We start from the raw sequence: 18253 nt of genomic DNA on the forward strand, positions 1-18253 counted from the left end.
GGAGCCGATCGGAAGGGCTTGCCTGCCGGCTCGCTCCATTCCCGCGAAACGAGGAGACAATGCACCTCGAAACGGCATCGCTCCCTCGAATGATCAGGTGACTGTGACGAGATTTTCCGCACCGTCTCGATTGTCTTCCAAACTCCGACATCGCCGGGCTTCATGACGAAGCTGTCGCCCGCGCGATAAATAACCGGCTCCTTACCCTTTTCGGTCAATTCGATCACGCCATGGACGAGATGGCAAAATTCAAACGTTTCGCCCTTGATGGAGTGCGTTTCGCCGGGCGTCGCCTCGAAGACGCCGGTGTTGACTCTGCTCTCCTTGGCGGTGTCCTGCAACCAGGTCTTGAAAGCGGGGCTGCCCGCGGTGAGGCGATCCGGGTCGGCAGTTCTACGCTTCGGTTCAAATGATGGATTCGGTCGACGGTTTTCAGTAGGACATCTAGTTCTCCATTATTTACCTGAGTGAAAGTGATATCCGCGTCGTCGCTAGAAAAAGGATGCATCGTCATCCATTCCGCTAGCTTCCCTCTGCGCGTCTCCCCAACGGCTTCCTCTGGATCTGGCCCCCCGATCAGATTGCGCCGACTTTGACTTTTGAACCATCAACGACACGCGACAGGCGGAAGGAGCTGGGGTCGACACACGGGGTATCATTGGCAACCAGGTCGGCAGCCAAGCGGCCGATACCGGCCCGAGCCCGAAGCCGTGGCCGGAGCCGCCCGCGGCCAGGTAAAGGCCCTTCACACCATCGGCCGGCTTCGACGAGATAGCCATAGTGAAAACTCTGCCTTAAGCTCTCGTGCCGCCGACTGTCACTTCCTTACGTCGCCACCGGTGGTGTCTCCCCGCCCAGTACTTTCTGGAAGACCTCGGCGTCCACATTTGCGCCGCTCAAGATAAGGCCGACTTTTCTGCCGCGCATGACAGAGGCTTCCTTAAGCAGCGCCGCAAGTGACGCGGCGCCGGCACCCTCGGCGACATTGTGGGTCGCGCGGTAGATGAGGCGCATCGCTTCGGCGACCTCCTCGTCGCTGACGGCGACGATCCGTGAGGCGCCCTTCGAGTACATTGCGAAAGCTTCTTCGACGGGAATGCGCACGGCCATGCCGTCGGCGAACGTCAGCGCCGTTTCGGTTTCGATCAGCCGTCCGGCCTCGAAGGAGAGCTTCGCGGCCGGCGCGTGCGTCGAAACTACGCCGATCACTTCCGTCTTCAGGCCCAGGGCCTCGCGCGCGGTGATGACGCCGCAAATCCCCGAGCCGCAGCCGATGGGCACATAGACGGCATCGAGATCGGGCACCGCGGTGAAGAGTTCCAACCCATAGCTTGAGACACCCCGGACGATCTCCTCGTGAAAGGGCGGTACCAGGAATAGGCCGGTTTCGGCGGCAAGGCGCCGGGCTTCGGTACGGGCCTCGTCGAAGTCGCGGCCGTACTCGATGACCTCGCCGCCAAAGGCCCGCATGGCTGCGTTCTTCTCGACCGAATTGCCGTGCGGGACAACGATTTTGGCGGCAAGACCGGCTGCCCGCGCAGCACGGGCCTGGCTCTGGCCATGATTCCCGCGCGTTGCCGTGACGATTCCCCTGGTCGAACGCCCGCTGCGGCGGAGCCAATCCATAAAGGTGATTCCGCCGCGGACCTTGAAAGCGCCGGCCGGCGTATGGTTCTCGTGCTTGATCCAGACCACGGCCCCTGCCATTTCCGAGATCTGCGGCCACACGTATTGCGGTGTAGGTGACATATGCCGGTAAACGAGTGCGGCGGCTTCCTCGAGGTCCTTGCGTGCGAACAGATGCATGCCTTGCTTCCATGTTTCTTCGACGCGTAACCAGCGTCGTTTATCAGTCCAATAACGTGGTGAAGGTCTCTGCCACCTACGGCATCTCCACGTCTACTTTGCCTGAGTATTGCATCAGCTTCTCAGGTTCGGACCCGCCAGGCGGAACGCCTTGGCGGCGCACCAGACCCCACCTACAATATCGGCGCTTCTTCAGGTAAATATGGGAAGCGCCCCTGCCTTGGCACTCTTTCCGCCAGTCCCGACCGCCCATTCCGGTCTGCACGCTCTCCAAAACCCCTTCGGGCCGGCGCAGTCATGGGGCTATGGCGGCGCAGGGGCTGTTTGGTGCGACAGTGGCGCTTGTTATTCTGACGATCAATTGTGGATCGATGACGCCTCTCATGTCCGGCCCTCAGTGATCTCGCGCACTGCCGCGATGGCCTCGTCGACAGCGGCACGGTTGACATCGAGATGGGTGACCCAGCGCATGCGCCCACCGGGCCAGAAACTCGCCGCGATGCCGAGTTCACGTAGCGCCTCGGACAGCCGGGTCGCCAGATAGGGCGCGAGCTCGACAAAGACCACGTTTGATTGCGGCGGGGTCACCTTCAGCCCCTCAATTCCCGCAAATGCTTGCGCGAGCACCCGAGCATTGGCGTGGTCCTCGGCCAGCCGGTCGACGTGGTGGTCGAGCGCGTACAGCCCAGCCGCCGCAATTATCCCTGCCTGCCGCATTCCGCCGCCAAGCATCTTCCGCCACCGGCGCGCACTGGCGATCAATGGGGCATCGCCGACCAGCACTGATCCGAGCGGCGCCCCCAGCCCCTTTGAAAGGCACAGCGACACGCTATCGAAGCCCTCTGCCAGGTACCCGACATCAACGCCGAGCGCCGCAGCCGCGTTGAACAGCCGCGCACCATCGAGATGGGTGGCGAGCTTCCGCTCCCGCGCAAATTCGAGGACCTCGGCCAGATGATCGCGCGGCAGGACCCGCCCGGCGAACGTGTTCTCGATGGTGACCAGTCGCGTGATCGCAAAATGCGGATCGTCGTCCTTCACCGCGGCGTGAAGGTCCTCGATGGGGATTGTCCCGTCGGCGCGCACCGGCAAGGGTTGCGGCTGGACCGAGCCCAGCACCGCAGCGCCTCCGGCTTCCCACAGATAGGTATGAGCTCCGGTTGCGCAGAGAAATTCCTCGCCGCGCTGGCAATGGCTCATGATCGCAGCGAGATTGGACATGGTGCCGGTTGGCATGAACAGTCCCGCTTCCTTGCCGAACAGTGCGGCAAGTCGGGCCTCGAGCGCCTTGATCGTGGGATCGTCGCCAAGGACATCGTCGCCCACCTCGGCGGCAGCCATCGCCGCACGCATGCCAAGGGTTGGACGGGTGACCGTATCGGAACGGAAATCAAGGCGGATGACAGGTGTTTGCATAGTCCAGGTCCCTGGGTGCGGCTGTCTTGGTGATACAGCCAAACGACTGGGCCGGGCTATCGAATTTTGCTGACGGCTTTTGGTGATGCAGGATCACCAATGAGGCGATCAGTATTTCCTCGATTGACGACTGGCGCGACGGTTTATTGTGACCGAGAACTGATACCAAGGCGCATTGAGCAGCACCATGGGCCCGCTGGTTCAGTCCGATGGACATGATGCGCCACGGCTGGATGAGCTTGTTCCATGCAGCGCAGCAATGGGCGACGATATCGTTGTAGTCCTTGAAGATGCGGTTCGAGAGCCAGTTGTCGCGCATGAACTGCCAGACGTTCTCTACGGGGTTCAGTTCCGGCGAGCGCGGCGGCAGGAACATCATGGTAATGTTGTCGGGTACCTTGAGCTTCGGCGTGACGTGCCATCCGGCCAGATTACGGCCCGGCTGATTTCGGCGAGGTGCCCCTGCATGGCTTCGGTGTCGCGCCAAGGTAGCACGAGGCCGACGCCCTTGCCCTTCCCGGACAGATGGCGCCGAAGATGTAGGCCCACATGGTTCGCTGGTCCGCGGACGCGGATGGCCGGGTTCCGCGACGCGCCCAACGCCGCGTAATCCAGTTCTTCGGCCTATCCGCGCTTCGTCGGCCCACCACAGTCGATGTCCGTGCCCTGCGGGAGCTTGGCTCTGATTTCTGCCAGAGGGGCGGGGAAGTCTTTTTTAGAAGCGGCCGCCTCGATGTCGTTCTGCGCGTTGTGGCCTGGGCGGGCCGAGAGCTTGGCGAAGCCGAACGCCTTCAACTCACGCCCGACCGTCGTCTCACCGATCGAGATGCGGAATTCCTGAAAGATCCACTGCACCAGATCCTTGCGCCGCCAGCGGACGACACCGCGGAGCGAGGGATCCGCCCGCTCTCGACGATCTTCGCCAGCGCCTGGCGCTGCGCGTGGTTCAACTTCGCCCGACCGCGGGGCCCTTGCGATACGCAAGTCCGTCGGGGCCGCGCGTGTTGAAGCGCAGGACCCAATCCCGCACGATCTGCAGAGCCACGCTGCCGATCCGCGCAGTACCCGAGCCGCCGTCATAAATTGTTGCAAGAGCCAGCAACCGCCAGGACTGATTGGCATCCTTCGCCTGCCGTGCAAGTTGCCGAAGAGCTGCACCGTCGAAAGCAACAAAACCGCTGAACCCATTGCCAACCTCCTGTTTAGCAGCATGGATTTCAGATTCCTGCCTTCTTGGGATCCTATGAGAGTCGGAAGCGGCGCTCGTCGGTCATACCTAAGCAATCCTACGTCCGCCTCCTCCGGAAGCCTTGAGCTGGTTGGTGACTGCACGCCAGCATGAACTCCCGAATGGAGGCAGGCGAGCGGGTCGCTACCAGCCGCTCCAAAGATGACGGGGTAGCGTGTAGAGTTCAGTCAGGGTTTCCACTGCGCTCCCCCCGATCGAAGAATTTTGTCGATTTCCCCTCCAGCCCCCTGTTCCGCCACAGAATCCGCAATATCCGTTTCAGTGACAACGGCCTCCTCAAATGTGCAGTCAGCCAATAGCCTGGCTCGCCAAGCAGAAAGTTCGAACCGCCGATATCTGAGACCGGCCTTTTGCACCCCGAACCATCGCAATGACTCCGCCCTCGTGAGGCAGCCCGCAGCCTTCGAGCAATGAGGAAAGGCCGCTTTGTTCAGGGATGTCGATGCGCACGAAACGACCTTCCTTGCCGGAGAGGATGAAGGCAATCAAATCCCTCGCCTGTGCCGCGTTTTCTGCCACGACCGGGCCGATGACTTCACCCATCCCGAAAAAACGCGTGGCCGCGAAGGCGACGATATCGCCATCGTTCCGGATAACGGCGAAGGGACCCTCCTTCACCAGCGCATCGTGGAGCGCATTGCGGTCGGCGCCGAAAGCCGCGCGATCGAGCGCTTTGATTGCCGGCAGGGCGTCGGGCCCGATCCACGCGACATTTTCAGGTGTATCGACGCGGCCAATAACGCCCTGGTGGCGGACGATTTGATGCGTCGTAACGAACCCCAGCTTTTCGTAAAGAGGTAAGCCGTCACTTGTTGCGGTCAAACGGCATTCCCGATCACCGGCGAGTTCCATCACGGCGCTGGTCAATTGTCTTCCGAGTCCCCGGCCCCGCTGGCTTTCATCGACTATAATCATGTTGATGGCTGAGCAGGTGTCGCCGAAGGGAGTCATGAGAGCTGTGCCTACGACACGATCACCCACAAGGGCAACCCGCCCCTCGCTCAGCGACCATATCATCTCCCAATCTTCTCTCCTGTGTGCCCAGCCCGCTGCACGTGACAGAGCCAAAGCACCATCCAAATGGTGAGCCTCGAAAGGCGCGAGAGCGAACGTTTCGGTTTGCATGGGTTGATCCGTTTCATTGGTATCCACGCTCACCTTGGAAACAACGGCAGGGTTTTACCGCCTCGGGTGAGCGATGAGATCTCAGGCTGTACTGCGACAACAATGAAGCGCAAGCTCTTTGTTAAAGGGCATACTGCTGGAAGCACGAGTTGGGCTGGGCGAATAATCGCCCAGCCCATTTTCGGGCGTTGCGGACCGGCAGACCTCCCCTGCCAAGGCACTCCAACCCGCATGGAAATTGAGTAATGTGCGTCGGAACGGTCTTTTCGGTGCAACAATTAAGTGATGGTGACGTAGATTTTCCGTACCGTCTCGATTGTTTTCCAGACCCCGACATAGCCGGGCTTCATCACGAAGCTGTCGCCCGCGCGATAAATGACCGGGTCCTTGCCCTTCTCTGTCAGCTCGACCACTCCCTGCAGGATGTGGCAGAATTCAAAGGTTTCGCCCTTGATGGAGTGCGTCTCGCCGGGAGTGGCCTCCCAGACGCCGGTATTCACCTTGCCCTCTTTGTCGCTGTCCTGCGCCCAGGTCTTGAAGGCGGGTGCACCGGCGATAAGGCGATCCGGCGCGGGGGTCGCGTGCTTCGGTTCGAACGAAGGATTTGGGTCGATCGATTTGAGTAGTGACATCCAGTTCTCCAATTTATCAGAGTGAAAGAAAATTCGCGTCGTAAGTTAGTCAAGATGGATGTGATGTCGGCTCCGACCGCGCTACGAGATTGTCATTGCGGTAGAAGGAAGCGGTCGGAAGCGCCGGGTACCTACCAGCTTGCGGCGATGTATTTTGTTTCGAGATATTCAAGCATGCCGTGGTGGCTTCCTTCTCGGCCGAGGCCGCTCTGCTTCATGCCGCCAAACGGTGCGGCAGCGTCGGAGACGACGCCTCGGTTGATTCCGACCATGCCGCTTTCCAGCCGTCCGGCGACCGAAAGCGCGCGTTTGAGGTCGCTGCTGAACACATAGGAAACCAGGCCGTATTCGGTGTCGTTGGCCATCTGGACGACCTCGTCCTCGGTTTCAAATGCAATGACTGGCGCAACCGGTCCGAAGATTTCTTCGCGAAGGATCTCGGCATCAGGAGAAACGTCAGCCAGTACGGTAGGGGGGTAGTAAAAGCCGTCGCGGTCCAAGCGGCTGCCGCCGGTAACCAGGCGGGCCCCCTTGGCAATGGCGTCGTCCACCAGGCGTTCCACCTTGGCGACCGCGGCCTCGGTGATCAGTGGCCCGAGCTGCGTCTCCGAAGCCAGTCCTGGTCCGACCTTGAGTGCGGCCATCTCTTCCGCGAACCGCCGCGTGAACTCCGCCAGAATCCCCTTCTGCACATAGAAGCGATTCGCGGCAGTGCATGCCTCGCCGCCGTTGCGCATCTTGGCAACCATTGCTCCGGCGACCGCCGTCTCCAGGTCGGCATCGTCGAAAACAACGAAGGGCGCATTGCCGCCGAGTTCCATGGAACAACTGACGACCTGGTCCGCAGCCTCGCGCAGCAACGTCCGACCGACGCCTGTCGAGCCGGTAAACGACAGCTTCCGTACCCGCTTGTCATGCAGCATGGCGCTGACCACGGGTCCGGCCTTCTTCGTTGTCACGATGTTGACCACCCCGGCCGGAACGCCGGCCTGCCGCATGATCTCGCCGACCGCGAGCGCCGTCAGTGGGGTCTCAGCTGCGGGCTTCAGGATGCATGTGCAGCCCGCGGCCAGTGCGGGCGCGATCTTCCGGGTCGCCATTGCCGCGGGGAAGTTCCAGGGCGTCACCAATACGGCGATACCAATCGGCTCATGGTTGACGATGATATGGTTGGCGCCAGAGGGCGCAGGTCCGAATTCGCCCGGCGTCCGTACAGCTTCCTCGGCGTACCAGCGGAAAAACTCGGCCGCGTAGGCGACCTCCGACCTGGCGTCCGCAAGTGCCTTGCCGTTCTCCACGGTGATGAGTTGCGCCAGCCATTCCGCCTTTTCGAGCACAAGATGAAAACACTTCATCAAAACGTCCGAGCGATGCCGCGGCGAAGTTGCCTTCCAAGCCGCAGAGGCCTTTTCCGCTGCATCGACCGCGGATATACCATCGGCAACATCGCCATCGGAAACGCTGGCGACTATATCTCCAGTCGAGGGGTCGACCACTTCAAATGTGCGGTTTTCTTTTGCCGAAACCCATTCGCCGCCGATGAACAGTTGCGTAGGAGCATCGCGAACTACGGCAGCCGAGGCGGGAGTGATAAGCGGAGTAGTTTTTTGCGCGGGAGTTGGTTTCACGTTCAGCACCTTTGCTACCAATCAGGTTGACACACGATCAATATAAGATTGGTCTCACGATTGGTGTCAATATAGATCAAATTGGTTGCATTGAAAATTGCGAGGCTCATGAACGTGGCTGCAACTTTTGAGCCTTTGAGGCCGAGGTCGGTGGGTGTCCGAGCATGAGCGCTACTCTAAGACACAAACCGCCTCAGCACTCGAACATCCTGCCTGCACTGAGTTCCTCAGCGCGCTGAAAGGCCAACGTGGCAATTGCAGTGTCCTGGACACCTGTACCGGTGAGATCGGCTATTGTGATGTCTGCATCGCGAGTGCGTCCGACCTTCCGGCCGGCAATAATTTGGCCTAGCTCCGGAAAGTCCGTGTCGCTCGCAAATAGCCCAGCCTCCATGGCATGATGAAGTTCACCCAGCCTCCGCGTCTGTTTCAGGCTGTCCGCCACATAAATGTCTGCGCGCGCAATGGAGACCGGGTCGATCTCGTTTTTATGTTCGGCATCGGAGCCCATGGCCGTCACGTGCTGCCCGGGTTCGAGCCAGGAGGCATCAAGAATCGGGCGGCCCGCGGGTGTCGTTGTCACAATGATATGGGAACCCGACACCGCTTCCTTTGGATCCGCGAATGCTGTAACCGGCATGCTGTGCTCGAGTTTCAATTGTTCGACGAGCGCCTCCGCCTTGGAGTAATCACGCGCCCATATACGGACTTCCTGGATTGGTCTCACCAGAGTGAGTGCTTGGAGTTGCAGCCTTGCCTGTACTCCGGCGCCGAAGATGGTTGCGATGGAAGCATCGTGTCTCGACAGGTGTTTTGCCGCGACTGCACCGGCGGCAGCTGTCCTGACGTCGGTCAGGTAGCCATTGTCGAGAAGCAGTGCCTGAATCAGCCCGGTTTTACTTGAGAGCAAAACCATCATCCCGTTTGTACTCGCAAGGCCGAGCTTCGGATTGTCAAAGAAACCAGGGCTGATTTTGATCGCGAAGCCGCTCAAGCCTGGAATATACGCGGTTTTCACATCGACTTCGCCTCTGCTCTCAGGCACATCCAGACGCAGAATGGGCGGCATCTCCACCGCATTGTCGACCGCCAGCGCGCGAAACGCGCCTTCCGTGCACTTAACCGCATCGACGTCGAGCGGAATGATCTGTCTGAGCTCAGGCTCGGTAAGTATTCTAATAATAGGCATCAGCCCACCTCAGTTGCTATATGCGTCCGTTGATGATTTTTCGATGCAACGTCATGTCGATATTCTGACCCGACAATATGACTGCTGCCGGACCTTTAAGATGAGCCAGCTTGCCGGAAAGCAGCGCCGCGATACCAACTGCGCCAGCGCCTTCGACAATCTCACGCTCTTGCTCGTACGCGTGCCGCACACCGGCAGCTATCTCGCGTTCATTGACGAGGACGATGTCGTCGAGAAGGGTTTTGCACATCGGGAAAGTCCAGGCGTTACCCAAGCCGATTCCACCGCCGAGCGAGTCGGCCAGACTGCGATACTCCTTCACCTGCACCGGGTGGCCGGCGTCGATGCTAGCCTTCATGGCTGCCCCCCGGTCCATAGTGACGCCGATTACCTTGGCCTGGGGTCGCATGGCCTTTACGGCTGCCGCGACGCCTGCGGCCAACCCACCTCCAGAAAGAGGAACAAGAACGGTCGCGACCTCGGGCATCTCCTCGACGATTTCAAGCCCGACCGTTCCCTGGCCGGTGATGACGTGAGGATGATCAAAAGGCGGGATCATGCTGAGCCCTTCCTCTGCAACCAGCCGTTCGACTTCCGCTTGTGCGTCGTCCTGCGAAGAACCCACTATCCGTACTGTTGCGCCCAGCCGTCGGATTTCCGAGACCTTGTTTTCGGGTACCAGACGCGACATGCAAATGGTCGCGCCGGATCCGACTGCCCGGGCAGCAAGGGAAAGTGCCCTTCCGTGATTGCCGGTTGAGGCTGCGATGACGCCGCGGTCGCGCTCCAACTGGCTGAGTTGAAGAACTGCATTTGTTGCACCCCGGAGCTTAAAGCTACCGGTCGATTGGCGATGCTCGAGCTTCAAGCTGACCTGCACTCCGGTGCGTTCGGAAAGCGATGTCGATATCGTCAGAGGAGTACGGAGGACGTGACTGGCGATGCGCTCACGTGCCTGCTTGATCAGGTCATGGCTAATCATTCCGTTATATTTCACCTGCTTAAACCGGTCATGATCGGCGGAGTGGTCCCGGCTCCTCATCGGAGGTGATGACGCAGCAACTCGGCGCGACCGCCCAGTTCATCGTACGCCACCGAGTTGGTGGCACCGTCGAACAGCCAGATGCTATGTGAATCACAATCAGGAGCCTGCTGCAGAAACAGGTAAGGTTATTGCGCGCGCCGCCATTTCACAAAGCTGGCGGTCGCGCGCACTTCACCGATTTGCGCGGATGTCGGCGCGATCAGTCGCGCGCGACCCAAAGCTTGCGTGTGGTCTCGATAACCCGCCATGTGCCGACGAAGCCGGGGTGCATCACAAAAGCGTCACCAGCGCTGATCCTGCGGGGCTCGCCTCCGTCCTCAGTGAGTTCGGACACTCCGGAGAGAATGACGCAGAATTCAAAGGTCTCACCCTTGATCGAACGGTAGGCGCCCGGAGTTGCCTCCCATACGCCCGTCCGCATCTTTCCGTCTGCGGTAGCGGCGATGTCCCATGTAAGAAATTGCGGCAGTCCATCGACCAGCCGCTCGGGAGGCGGCGCGCCCTTCCGCGGCATTGGGAGATTTTTCTGGTCGATGAAGGTTAGTTTTGGCATAGATCACCTTTCTACTGTGACGATTATTTTCCGAAAGACAGTTTTCTTTCGATCAACTTTAGAGAAACTAAGCTAATTACGTTCATCATCAGGTAAAACGCCGATGTGACAATGAAGATGTCCATGATGGCGAAGGTTTCGCTCATCAACCGTTTGGCATAGCCGGTGATCTCGAGGACCGTGATCGTCGATGCGAGGCTTGATTCCTTGACGATGATGGCAACTTCACTGCTATAGGCAGGCAAGGCTTGCCTGACCGCCAGCGGAAACTTGACGTGGCGAAAAGTGGCCCACACCGACAGGCCACAGGCTTGCGACGCCTCGATCAGACCCCGCGGAAGGGAAAGGAGTGCGGTCCGGAAGATTTCCGCTGTATAGGCACCGGTGTTGAGTACGACGGCCAGGATCGCCGCATGCAGGCTGTCGCCGACGATCCACCAGATCACGGGATTAGTGCGAATGGCACTGAGCTGGCCTAGTCCGTAGTAGATCACGAAGATCTGCACCAGCATGGGCGTGCCGCGGAAGATCGCGCAGTAGATATCCGCGCTCCTGCTCACTATCCGGTTCCTGGATGTGCGGATGACAGCTAATGCAATGCCGAACGGCAATCCCAGAGCAACGCCGAAGACGCTGATCAGCAAGGTCGTTTTGGCACCTACCAGAAGGAACGGAACCGCATATGTGACAAGGTCTAGTTCCATCTTATCCCCGACTGAAGCCACGGTTGAAGAACCGCTCCGTATGACTGAAGAGCGTCTGACTGATTGCCGTCAACGCAAAAAACATCCCGGCAGCAGCGCAGTAGAACAAGAGCGGAGAACGAGTAATGCCGGCGGCGATTGCCGCGGAGCGCATCAATTCCTGCATGCCCACGACCGACACCAGCGAGGTGTCCTTGATGGTCATCTGCCAAACATTGTTGAGGCCGCCGAGTGCTAGTCGCAGAGCGATAGGCAGAGTGACGCGCAAGAAAGTGACGTGGGTCGGCAGGGCAAGGGATTTTGCCGCTTCCAGCAAGCCCACCGGCACGGCGTCAAGCGCGCCGCGGAACACTTCGATCGAATAGGCACATGATATTGCCGCGATCGCAACAACGCCGATGACGAAGGGATAAGCGCTGTCGGCGCTATCTTGATAGCCGAAAGCGGTTGCCAGCCTTTGAACCCACTCGATCGAGCCGAAGAACAGGAGGTAGATGACGAGCAGCCCGGGAACCCCGCGCACTAGAATGCTGTAGCCATCCACCGCCTGCGAGAGTACGGGAAGGCGCCGCCACCGCAACAGCGCCAGGGGCACCGCCGCGATAACCCCGGCGAGCATCCCGAGCAGGCCGACCGCCAGTGTCACCATAGCGCCGCGGAGAAGGGCAAATCCCCACCCCCGCTCAACCAGAAGAACCCATAGGTCAAAAGACATCGGACATATCTCCCGTGACGTCGTCGCGATTCCGGCCGCGACGACGTGTCGATCTCAGCCTCACTTCGTGCAGGGAATGGTGTAATCGTCCTTGAACCAATTGAGGCTGGCATTCTTCACCTTGCCTTCTGTGATCATCTTGCAGAGCGCCGCATCCAGTTTTGCCTTGAGTTCGGCATTGCCCTTGCGCATACCGACGCCCATGCCGTGACCGAGCGATGCTGGATCGTCCGTCGCCATGATCTTGACGTTCACTCGGGTGAACCCTGCTCCGTCCGGAGTGGCGAGGAAATCCGCCCAGGTCGGGGAGTCGCCGAAGGCGGCATCAAGGCGGCCTGCAGCGAGGTCAGCCGTCTGCTGCGTCGTTGCGTCGTAGGTTTTCAGATCTGCGCTGGGGACGTGTTTTTGGATGAACTTGGCATATGTGGTTCCGGTGACCACGCCCAGGCTTTTGCCGTCGAGCGCTTTTACGATCTCGTCCAGGCTCTTGAGACCTGCAAGAGGCGAATCCTTCGCCACCACGAAATAGAGGGGCGTGGTGGCATACGGAATGGAGTAGTCGATTTTCTTTTGGCGTTCCGCCGTGATGCCCAAACCGGAGATGATGACGTCGAACCGGTCGCTGTCCATCGAAGGCACGAGCGTGCTGAAGGATTGGACGACGAACTTGCACTTCAACTTGAGTTCAGCGCAAATGCTGTTGGCTATATCGGCATCGAAACCGGTTACGTTGCCGTTAGCGTCAGCCATGCTGAACAGCGGCGCGTCTCCTTCAGTGCCGATGCGCAGGACCCCTTCTTCGGCTTGCGATGCCGCGGCTGAGAACAGGAAGAGGCCGGATGCGAGAATTGAGCGAAGTTTCGTGATCGTCGACATTGGAGTTACCCCTCTTTTTCGTTTGATAACAGCCGTCAGGCGGCCAGTGGCATCACGCTGGAAAGGAATCGCGCCACAGCGTCCGACGCTGGATTGCGAAGCAATTCTTCCGGCGTACCGTCCTGCTCAATTTCACCTTTGTGCAGGAAGATCATTCGGTTCGAGACGTCTCTCGCGAACCGCATCTCGTGGGTGACGAGAAGGATGGTGGCTCCCTCATCTGCTAGCCCTCTGATGACCCTCAGAACCTCCCCCACCAACTCCGGATCAAGTGCGGAGGTGGGTTCGTCGAAAAGCATGATCTTCGGGCTCATCGCGAGCACGCGGGCGATCGCAACACGCTGTTGCTGGCCGCCGGAGAGTTGATGGGGATATCGGTCGCGAAAATCGGCCATGCCGACCTTCGAAAGTGCCGAGAGCGCGATCTCCTTCGCGTCGCGCTTGTTCTTTCCCAGGGCGTAGAGCAGCGCCAGGGTCACGTTGCCGAGGACAGTCTGGTGCGGCCACAGATTGAAATTCTGGAACACCATGCCGATGCGGCGACGGAAGTTCTTTATGTGGTGAGCACTGTGGATCTCGGTCTTGCCATGATCGTTCACGACCGCCGAAACGGTGTGACCCATAACCTCGATTTCACCGGAGGTCGGCGTCTCAAGCAAATTCGCGCAGCGTAGCGCCGTGCTCTTGCCTGAACCGGACGACCCAACCAGCGAAATGACCTCGCCCTCGGTCATTCGAAAGCTGACGCCGTTCAAAACCTTGGTCGACCCAAAAGTCTTGCAGAGTTCACGGACCTTCAGGACATTTCCTGTCATAACCAATGCCGTGTCCTCAGCCTTTCACCGCACCCTGCGCGAAAAGTTCGCGTAGAACTTCATCCACCGCAGCCTTTGCGATGAAGACCATCTCATCGATCTCCGCTTCGCTCATCGTGAGCGGTGGTGCGAAGCCCAGGATATCGCCATGGGGCATGGCGCGAGCGATAAGGTTTCGGTTGCGCGCGGCCTGAGAAATTCGCCCGCCGACCTTCAACGCGGGACTGAATGGCATCTTCGCGCCGCGGTCCGGGACAAATTCGATCGCCGCCATCATGCCGACGCCGCGCACTTCGCCGACGATTGGGTTCTGTTCAAATTCGGCTTTGAGCCGGCCCAGGAGATAGGCTCCCTTCTTCGCCGCCTGCCCGGGGAGGTCGTCGCGCTCTACGATGTCAAGAACCGCGTTTGCGGCCGCTGCGCCGATCGGGTGGCCGGAATAGGTGTAGCCGTGCGAGAAGGCGCCCACTTGAGGCGTAGCCTCCTGCATGACGTCGTAAACCTGTTCGGATACGATCGCGGCCGAAAGCGGCACGTATGCCGATGTCAGCCCCTTCGCGACCGTGACGAGGTCCGGGACCATGCCGTACAAATCGGAGCCGAACATTGCTCCCGTGCGGCCAAAACCGCAGATCACCTCGTCCGCAATCAACAGGACGTCGTACTTCTTCAGCACCGCCTGGATTTTTGGCCAGTAGCCTGACGGCGGCGGGATAATGCCGCCGGTGCCGAGCACCGGTTCAGCGATGAGTGCGGCCACCGTTTCCGGGCCTTCGGCCAGAATAAGTGCTTCAAGCTCATGCGCGCGACGTTCAGAAAACGCTTCTTCCGTCTCGCCCGGTAATGCGCCGCGATAATGATGGGGCAGGCCGGCGCGCAGTATGCCGGCGACCGGCAGGTCCATGTGGTCGTGGTAGAAGCTGAGCCCGGTCATCGAGCCCGACACGACGGAGCATCCGTGATAGCCGCGTTCGCGCGCAATGATCTTCTTCTTCGCGGGCTTGCCGCGAAGATTGTTGTAATACCAAACGATCTTAGCTTGCGTCTCATTGGCGTCCGATCCGGAAAGGCCAAAGAAGACCTTGGACATGCGCCCGGGTGACATTTTCACAAGCCGATCGGAAAGCTTGGCGAGTTCTTCCGTGGTATGGGCGGCGTAGGAGTGATAATAGGCCAGCTTGTACGCCTGACGAGCAATGGCTTCGGCGACCTCGGTTCGGCCATAGCCGACGTTTACGCAGTAAAGACCGGCAAAACCGTCGATATATTCGCGCCCACTCGCATCCTTGATGCGAACGCCCTTGCCGGTTTCCACAATGGTCGGCGCGGTCTGACCTTCGGCGTAGTCCTTCAGATATGTGAATGGATGTAGAACAGATCGCCGATCCATTTCGCTTATTTCGACAACAGTTTTCATTGCGGCTTCCTCAGGCGGCGCGACCGCCGAAACACACATATTCAGGTTTGATGAATGCCTGCCGGGACCCGATTGCTTCAAAAAGCTGAAGGGGTCGGTGCGCGCATCGCCGCGTTGACTCTGACCTCGCCGAAGACAGGCCCATCGCCCGTTCAGTGCTGCTGCAGAGAGGCACCGCGTGTGCGGGCCGCGCTCGATCGCGCGCTGAAGAGGCGAAGGTCTCAGCCGTCGACATCGGTGATTGCCGTTCGCCAGCAGGATCGACGACCGCGGCGGCACCCGACCCATGCCATCTTCCCGCGACAAAAGCCCGGGTGCAGAAAAGCGTCGCATTGCTCCTTATTTTCAGCGCGTCCCGCGCCGACAGCCCGTTATTCAGCATTTTTCTCTCGGATTGGCGTGTCCAATGAGCGAGAGCTTATGTGCATCCGAGCGATCGATTTTAACGGACTAAGGTGCCCGCTCGCAGGAATCCTGCTTTTGTCGGGCTCAAGCGAAGATAAACTGCGTAGGGAGGGTTTGGTGGAACTCGACAGGCTAGACGCTCGCCTCCTGAGCGTTTTGCAGACAAACAACCGGCACAACTATGAGGTGCTCGGAGAACTGGTGGGGCTGTCGCCGACGGCCGTGCAGAGGCGTGTAAGACGCCTGAGGGAGAAGGGGGTCATCGAGGCGGATGTCTCGATCGTGAAGCCGAAGATGATCGGCCGGCCGATCGCCATGCTGGTGCTCGTGTCCTTAGAGCGGGAACGCGCCGACATAGTGGACCGCTTCAAGCAATCCATCCGCCAAACACCGGAGGTGATGAACGGTTATTATATTACCGGCGAGTCGGACTTTGTCTTGATCGTGACAGCACGAAGCATGGAGGACTACGAGATATTCACGCGAAAGTTCTTCTATGAGAATCCGGATATCAAGGGATTCAAGACAATGGTGATAATGGACAGAGTGAAGGTCGGCTTTGCGCTGCCAATCGACCTTGCTGCCTTCTGAGCTCTGTTTCGGTCAGCGCAAGCAGGTCTGCTGTCTGGTACGGCGGTTGGCTTCGCCTTGCGGGCGAGTTTGTATGCTGTCCGTCCACGGCTACACTAAATGTCAAACAGGTCAGTCAGCGGCACGTGGTACTTGGTGATCGGAGATTTGAGTACAACGAAGCTGAAGTATTTCTCGATTCCGATGTCCATTTCTATCAGCCGCTCCATGAGTGACTGGTATTCTCCTATGCTGCTCGCCACGAACTTGACGAGATAGTCGTAGTCACCTGAGACGACGTGGCATTCGATTACTTGCTCAATATTCTGGATGGCCGACATGAAGCGGGCGATGTCGGCCTGGCGATGGTTCCTCAGGGTAATCTCTGTGAAGACAGTGAGAACCTGCCCAAGCTTTCCCATGTTGATCATCGCGGAATAGCCGCCGATATAGCCTTCTGCCTGCAGCCTCTTCACCCGCACGAGACAAGGTGTTGCGGACAGGTTCACGAGCTCGGCGAGCTCGACATACGTCATCCGTCCGTTCTTCTGAAGCTCGGAGAGGATCTTGATGTCAATTCTGTCCAGTTTCATGTGCGCCCACCCGGTTGTTGCCACGACCTTTGCATGAGCGATTGGAGTTTCGTCAGCGGACGAGGCTCGGTGGCAATAATCCCTCGGGTTCCAAACGGCAGCCGATCTGACGGCTACATCATTTCCGGCCGTCGGATCGCCGAGCCATCGCTGAACCGGCTCAGCCTGTAAGGCGAAATGTCGGTCAGTGGCTCTTTATTCATGACGATCTCGCTCACCAGACGGCCGGCCCCGGGTCCGATCGCGAAGCCGTGTCCGCTGAAGCCCGCGGCGATCACATAGCCGGGGAGTTCCTCCACTCTCGAGATAACAGGCACGAGGTCTGGGGAGGTATCGATGAGCCCGCCCCACGCGCGTTCGACCCCGATCCCCTTCAGCGCCGGGTACTCGCTTTCGAGGTTCTTCACTGCGAGCTTGACGAGTTCCGCGTCGGGCGCCGGGTCCAGAATGCGGCTCTTTTCAAACGGCGAGATCTCGTCGTTCTCCCAGCTGCCGAAGGCATCGGGACCATTCCAGAAGCTGCTGTTGAGGCGGTATTTGAGTTTCTTGCCGATCTTGCTGCGATACATCTCGTAGAACTTGAAAGCGTATCGCATTCCTCGCGGCGTGATGTCGAGCGTACCGCGCCCGGGTACGGCAATGGTGTAGGAGCCGTCGGTCCGACGCCGCAACACGAAGTTCGAAGCCGATAGACATCCTGCCTGAACGATTTCGGGCGCCGGGGTTGTCTTGATCGCCGTCCCGGCGATGTTGGCGACTGGAAGTTCGATGCCGTAGCGATGAGAAAAGCGGGAAGCCCATGCCCCGCCGGCGCAAACAACGGTGCTCGCTTTCACAATTCCCCGCTCCGTCCATACCCCTGTTACCCGGCCATTGGTAATGTCGAGGCCGCGAACGGCGCAGTTCTGATGGAGCGACACGCCCCTTTCCTTGGCGGCCTCGGCGACGGCAGGCACGGCAAGGCTCGGTTCCGCTCTCCCGTCGGTCGGAGACCAGACGCCGCCGACCCAGGAGGATGTGCCGCCCGAGGCCCGCTCGTTCGCCTCGGAAGCCGTGAGTATCTCGCTGTGAAATCCCTGGACGCGTGCGGCCTGGCCCCACTTTTGCCAGCGGGCGACATCCGCCTCGTTCTTGGTGCAGTAGAGTATCCCGGTTCGACGAAACCCGAGATCGCGGCCGATCTCGGTGCCCAATTCCTCCCAGCGCCGCAGACTGTACATGGCAAGGGCAAGCTCATGGAGATCGCGGTTCTGCTGACGCACCCACCCCCAGTTGCGGCTTGACTGTTCGCCGCCAACGATGCCCTTTTCGAGCAGAGCAACGGAGACCCCTTGTCGGGAGAGTTCATAGGCCGTGCATGTACCGACGATCCCTGCCCCTATGACGACGACATCCACCTGGGTTGGAAAAGAGGCACTGTCACGGACTTTCTGAACGTCGACCGGCATAATCTGTATTCCTCTGCAATAGTGCATGAGATTCTCGAACAGCGCCCCCGCAGGAGCGCTGGAATCC

At 59.5% G+C, this 18253-nt stretch carries 16 protein-coding genes and 3 pseudogenes; 1 reads left to right on the plus strand and 18 read right to left on the minus strand.

What is annotated here, in order from left to right:
- Positions 1-110 precede the first annotated feature (110 nt).
- The 16 genes and pseudogenes from NXT3_RS33090 to NXT3_RS15255 all read right to left on the minus strand — a co-directional run.
- Positions 111-422, minus strand: a pseudogene (locus tag NXT3_RS33090) (cupin domain-containing protein); the annotation flags it as partial.
- 154 nt (positions 423-576) lie between these two features.
- Positions 577-758, minus strand: a pseudogene (locus tag NXT3_RS32405) (D-amino-acid oxidase); the annotation flags it as partial.
- A gap of 67 nt (positions 759-825) precedes the next feature.
- The gene (locus tag NXT3_RS15185; protein WP_037425819.1) at positions 826-1806 is read right to left on the minus strand and encodes a threonine dehydratase; all 981 of its coding nucleotides are present in this window, start codon (positions 1804-1806) and stop codon (positions 826-828) included.
- 381 nt (positions 1807-2187) lie between these two features.
- Positions 2188-3147, minus strand: coding sequence for a low-specificity L-threonine aldolase (gene ltaE, locus NXT3_RS15195; RefSeq protein ID WP_234828051.1), 960 nt, complete (start codon positions 3145-3147; stop codon positions 2188-2190).
- 259 nt (positions 3148-3406) lie between these two features.
- Positions 3407-4438, minus strand: a pseudogene (locus tag NXT3_RS15200) (IS630 family transposase); the annotation flags it as partial.
- Positions 4439-4759: 321 nt separating this feature from the next.
- Positions 4760-5596 (minus strand): GNAT family N-acetyltransferase, encoded by an 837-nt coding sequence (locus NXT3_RS15205; RefSeq protein WP_097527118.1) that lies wholly within the window; start codon positions 5594-5596, stop codon positions 4760-4762.
- Positions 5597-5874: 278 nt separating this feature from the next.
- A complete protein-coding gene (locus tag NXT3_RS15210; RefSeq protein WP_104839617.1) occupies positions 5875-6228 on the minus strand; it encodes a cupin domain-containing protein in 354 nt (117 codons plus the stop codon).
- 131 nt (positions 6229-6359) lie between these two features.
- Positions 6360-7856: an NAD-dependent succinate-semialdehyde dehydrogenase gene (locus tag NXT3_RS15215; RefSeq protein WP_104840011.1), complete on the minus strand. Its 1497-nt coding sequence runs from the start codon at positions 7854-7856 to the stop codon at positions 6360-6362.
- Between the two features lie 193 nt (positions 7857-8049).
- Positions 8050-9045, minus strand: a complete 996-nt coding sequence (gene eutC, locus NXT3_RS15220; protein ID WP_104839618.1) for an ectoine utilization protein EutC — start codon at positions 9043-9045, stop codon at positions 8050-8052.
- A 16-nt stretch (positions 9046-9061) separates the two neighbouring features.
- A complete protein-coding gene (eutB, locus tag NXT3_RS15225; protein WP_097527116.1) occupies positions 9062-10027 on the minus strand; it encodes a hydroxyectoine utilization dehydratase EutB in 966 nt (321 codons plus the stop codon).
- Between the two features lie 262 nt (positions 10028-10289).
- Positions 10290-10643, minus strand: a complete 354-nt coding sequence (locus NXT3_RS15230; protein ID WP_097527115.1) for a cupin domain-containing protein — start codon at positions 10641-10643, stop codon at positions 10290-10292.
- Between the two features lie 23 nt (positions 10644-10666).
- The gene (locus tag NXT3_RS15235) at positions 10667-11347 is read right to left on the minus strand and encodes an ABC transporter permease (RefSeq protein WP_037425857.1); all 681 of its coding nucleotides are present in this window, start codon (positions 11345-11347) and stop codon (positions 10667-10669) included.
- A 1-nt stretch (position 11348) separates the two neighbouring features.
- On the minus strand, positions 11349-12062 hold the full coding sequence (locus NXT3_RS15240; RefSeq protein ID WP_097527114.1) for an ABC transporter permease subunit: 714 nt from the start codon (positions 12060-12062) through the stop codon (positions 11349-11351).
- 60 nt (positions 12063-12122) lie between these two features.
- Complete coding sequence (locus NXT3_RS15245; protein WP_037425863.1) at positions 12123-12938, minus strand: transporter substrate-binding domain-containing protein; 816 nt, start codon at positions 12936-12938, stop codon at positions 12123-12125.
- A gap of 35 nt (positions 12939-12973) precedes the next feature.
- A complete protein-coding gene (locus NXT3_RS15250; protein ID WP_097527113.1) occupies positions 12974-13753 on the minus strand; it encodes an amino acid ABC transporter ATP-binding protein in 780 nt (259 codons plus the stop codon).
- Positions 13754-13769: 16 nt separating this feature from the next.
- Positions 13770-15170 carry an aspartate aminotransferase family protein gene (locus NXT3_RS15255; RefSeq protein WP_097527112.1) on the minus strand — a complete coding sequence of 467 codons (1401 nt, stop codon included), beginning with the start codon at positions 15168-15170 and terminating at the stop codon, positions 13770-13772.
- Positions 15171-15692: 522 nt separating this feature from the next.
- Between NXT3_RS15255 and NXT3_RS15260 the strand changes: the two genes are divergently transcribed.
- Positions 15693-16166 (plus strand): Lrp/AsnC family transcriptional regulator, encoded by a 474-nt coding sequence (locus tag NXT3_RS15260; protein WP_165914152.1) that lies wholly within the window; start codon positions 15693-15695, stop codon positions 16164-16166.
- Between the two features lie 95 nt (positions 16167-16261).
- Here the strand turns inward: NXT3_RS15260 and NXT3_RS15265 are convergent, their stop codons facing one another.
- Together NXT3_RS15265 and NXT3_RS15270 are read right to left on the minus strand one after the other, a co-directional pair.
- The gene (locus tag NXT3_RS15265) at positions 16262-16738 is read right to left on the minus strand and encodes an Lrp/AsnC family transcriptional regulator (RefSeq protein WP_037377440.1); all 477 of its coding nucleotides are present in this window, start codon (positions 16736-16738) and stop codon (positions 16262-16264) included.
- A 113-nt stretch (positions 16739-16851) separates the two neighbouring features.
- Positions 16852-18186, minus strand: coding sequence for an NAD(P)/FAD-dependent oxidoreductase (locus tag NXT3_RS15270; protein WP_037426707.1), 1335 nt, complete (start codon positions 18184-18186; stop codon positions 16852-16854).
- Positions 18187-18253: the final 67 nt, after the last annotated feature.

The sequence above is a fragment of the Sinorhizobium fredii genome, from assembly GCF_002944405.1.
GTDB classification, from domain to species: Bacteria; Pseudomonadota; Alphaproteobacteria; order Rhizobiales; family Rhizobiaceae; genus Sinorhizobium; species Sinorhizobium fredii_C.

What these genes read in the sequence shown, in the direction of transcription:
- NXT3_RS15265 (WP_037377440.1), bottom strand. Translation starts at nt 16,738, where the DNA reads ATGAAACTGGACAGAATTGACATCAAGATCCTCTCCGAGCTTCAGAAG.
- eutC (WP_104839618.1), bottom strand. Translation starts at nt 9,045, where the DNA reads ATGCCTATTATTAGAATACTTACCGAGCCTGAGCTCAGACAGATCATT.
- NXT3_RS15255 (WP_097527112.1), bottom strand. Translation starts at nt 15,170, where the DNA reads ATGAAAACTGTTGTCGAAATAAGCGAAATGGATCGGCGATCTGTTCTA.
- NXT3_RS15205 (WP_097527118.1), bottom strand. Translation starts at nt 5,596, where the DNA reads ATGCAAACCGAAACGTTCGCTCTCGCGCCTTTCGAGGCTCACCATTTG.
- NXT3_RS15235 (WP_037425857.1), bottom strand. Translation starts at nt 11,347, where the DNA reads ATGGAACTAGACCTTGTCACATATGCGGTTCCGTTCCTTCTGGTAGGT.
- NXT3_RS15245 (WP_037425863.1), bottom strand. Translation starts at nt 12,938, where the DNA reads ATGTCGACGATCACGAAACTTCGCTCAATTCTCGCATCCGGCCTCTTC.
- NXT3_RS15250 (WP_097527113.1), bottom strand. Translation starts at nt 13,753, where the DNA reads ATGACAGGAAATGTCCTGAAGGTCCGTGAACTCTGCAAGACTTTTGGG.
- eutB (WP_097527116.1), bottom strand. Translation starts at nt 10,027, where the DNA reads ATGATTAGCCATGACCTGATCAAGCAGGCACGTGAGCGCATCGCCAGT.
- ltaE (WP_234828051.1), bottom strand. Translation starts at nt 3,147, where the DNA reads ATGGCTGCCGCCGAGGTGGGCGACGATGTCCTTGGCGACGATCCCACG.
- NXT3_RS15240 (WP_097527114.1), bottom strand. Translation starts at nt 12,062, where the DNA reads ATGTCTTTTGACCTATGGGTTCTTCTGGTTGAGCGGGGGTGGGGATTT.
- NXT3_RS15210 (WP_104839617.1), bottom strand. Translation starts at nt 6,228, where the DNA reads ATGTCACTACTCAAATCGATCGACCCAAATCCTTCGTTCGAACCGAAG.
- NXT3_RS15185 (WP_037425819.1), bottom strand. Translation starts at nt 1,806, where the DNA reads ATGCATCTGTTCGCACGCAAGGACCTCGAGGAAGCCGCCGCACTCGTT.
- NXT3_RS15230 (WP_097527115.1), bottom strand. Translation starts at nt 10,643, where the DNA reads ATGCCAAAACTAACCTTCATCGACCAGAAAAATCTCCCAATGCCGCGG.
- NXT3_RS15270 (WP_037426707.1), bottom strand. Translation starts at nt 18,186, where the DNA reads ATGCCGGTCGACGTTCAGAAAGTCCGTGACAGTGCCTCTTTTCCAACC.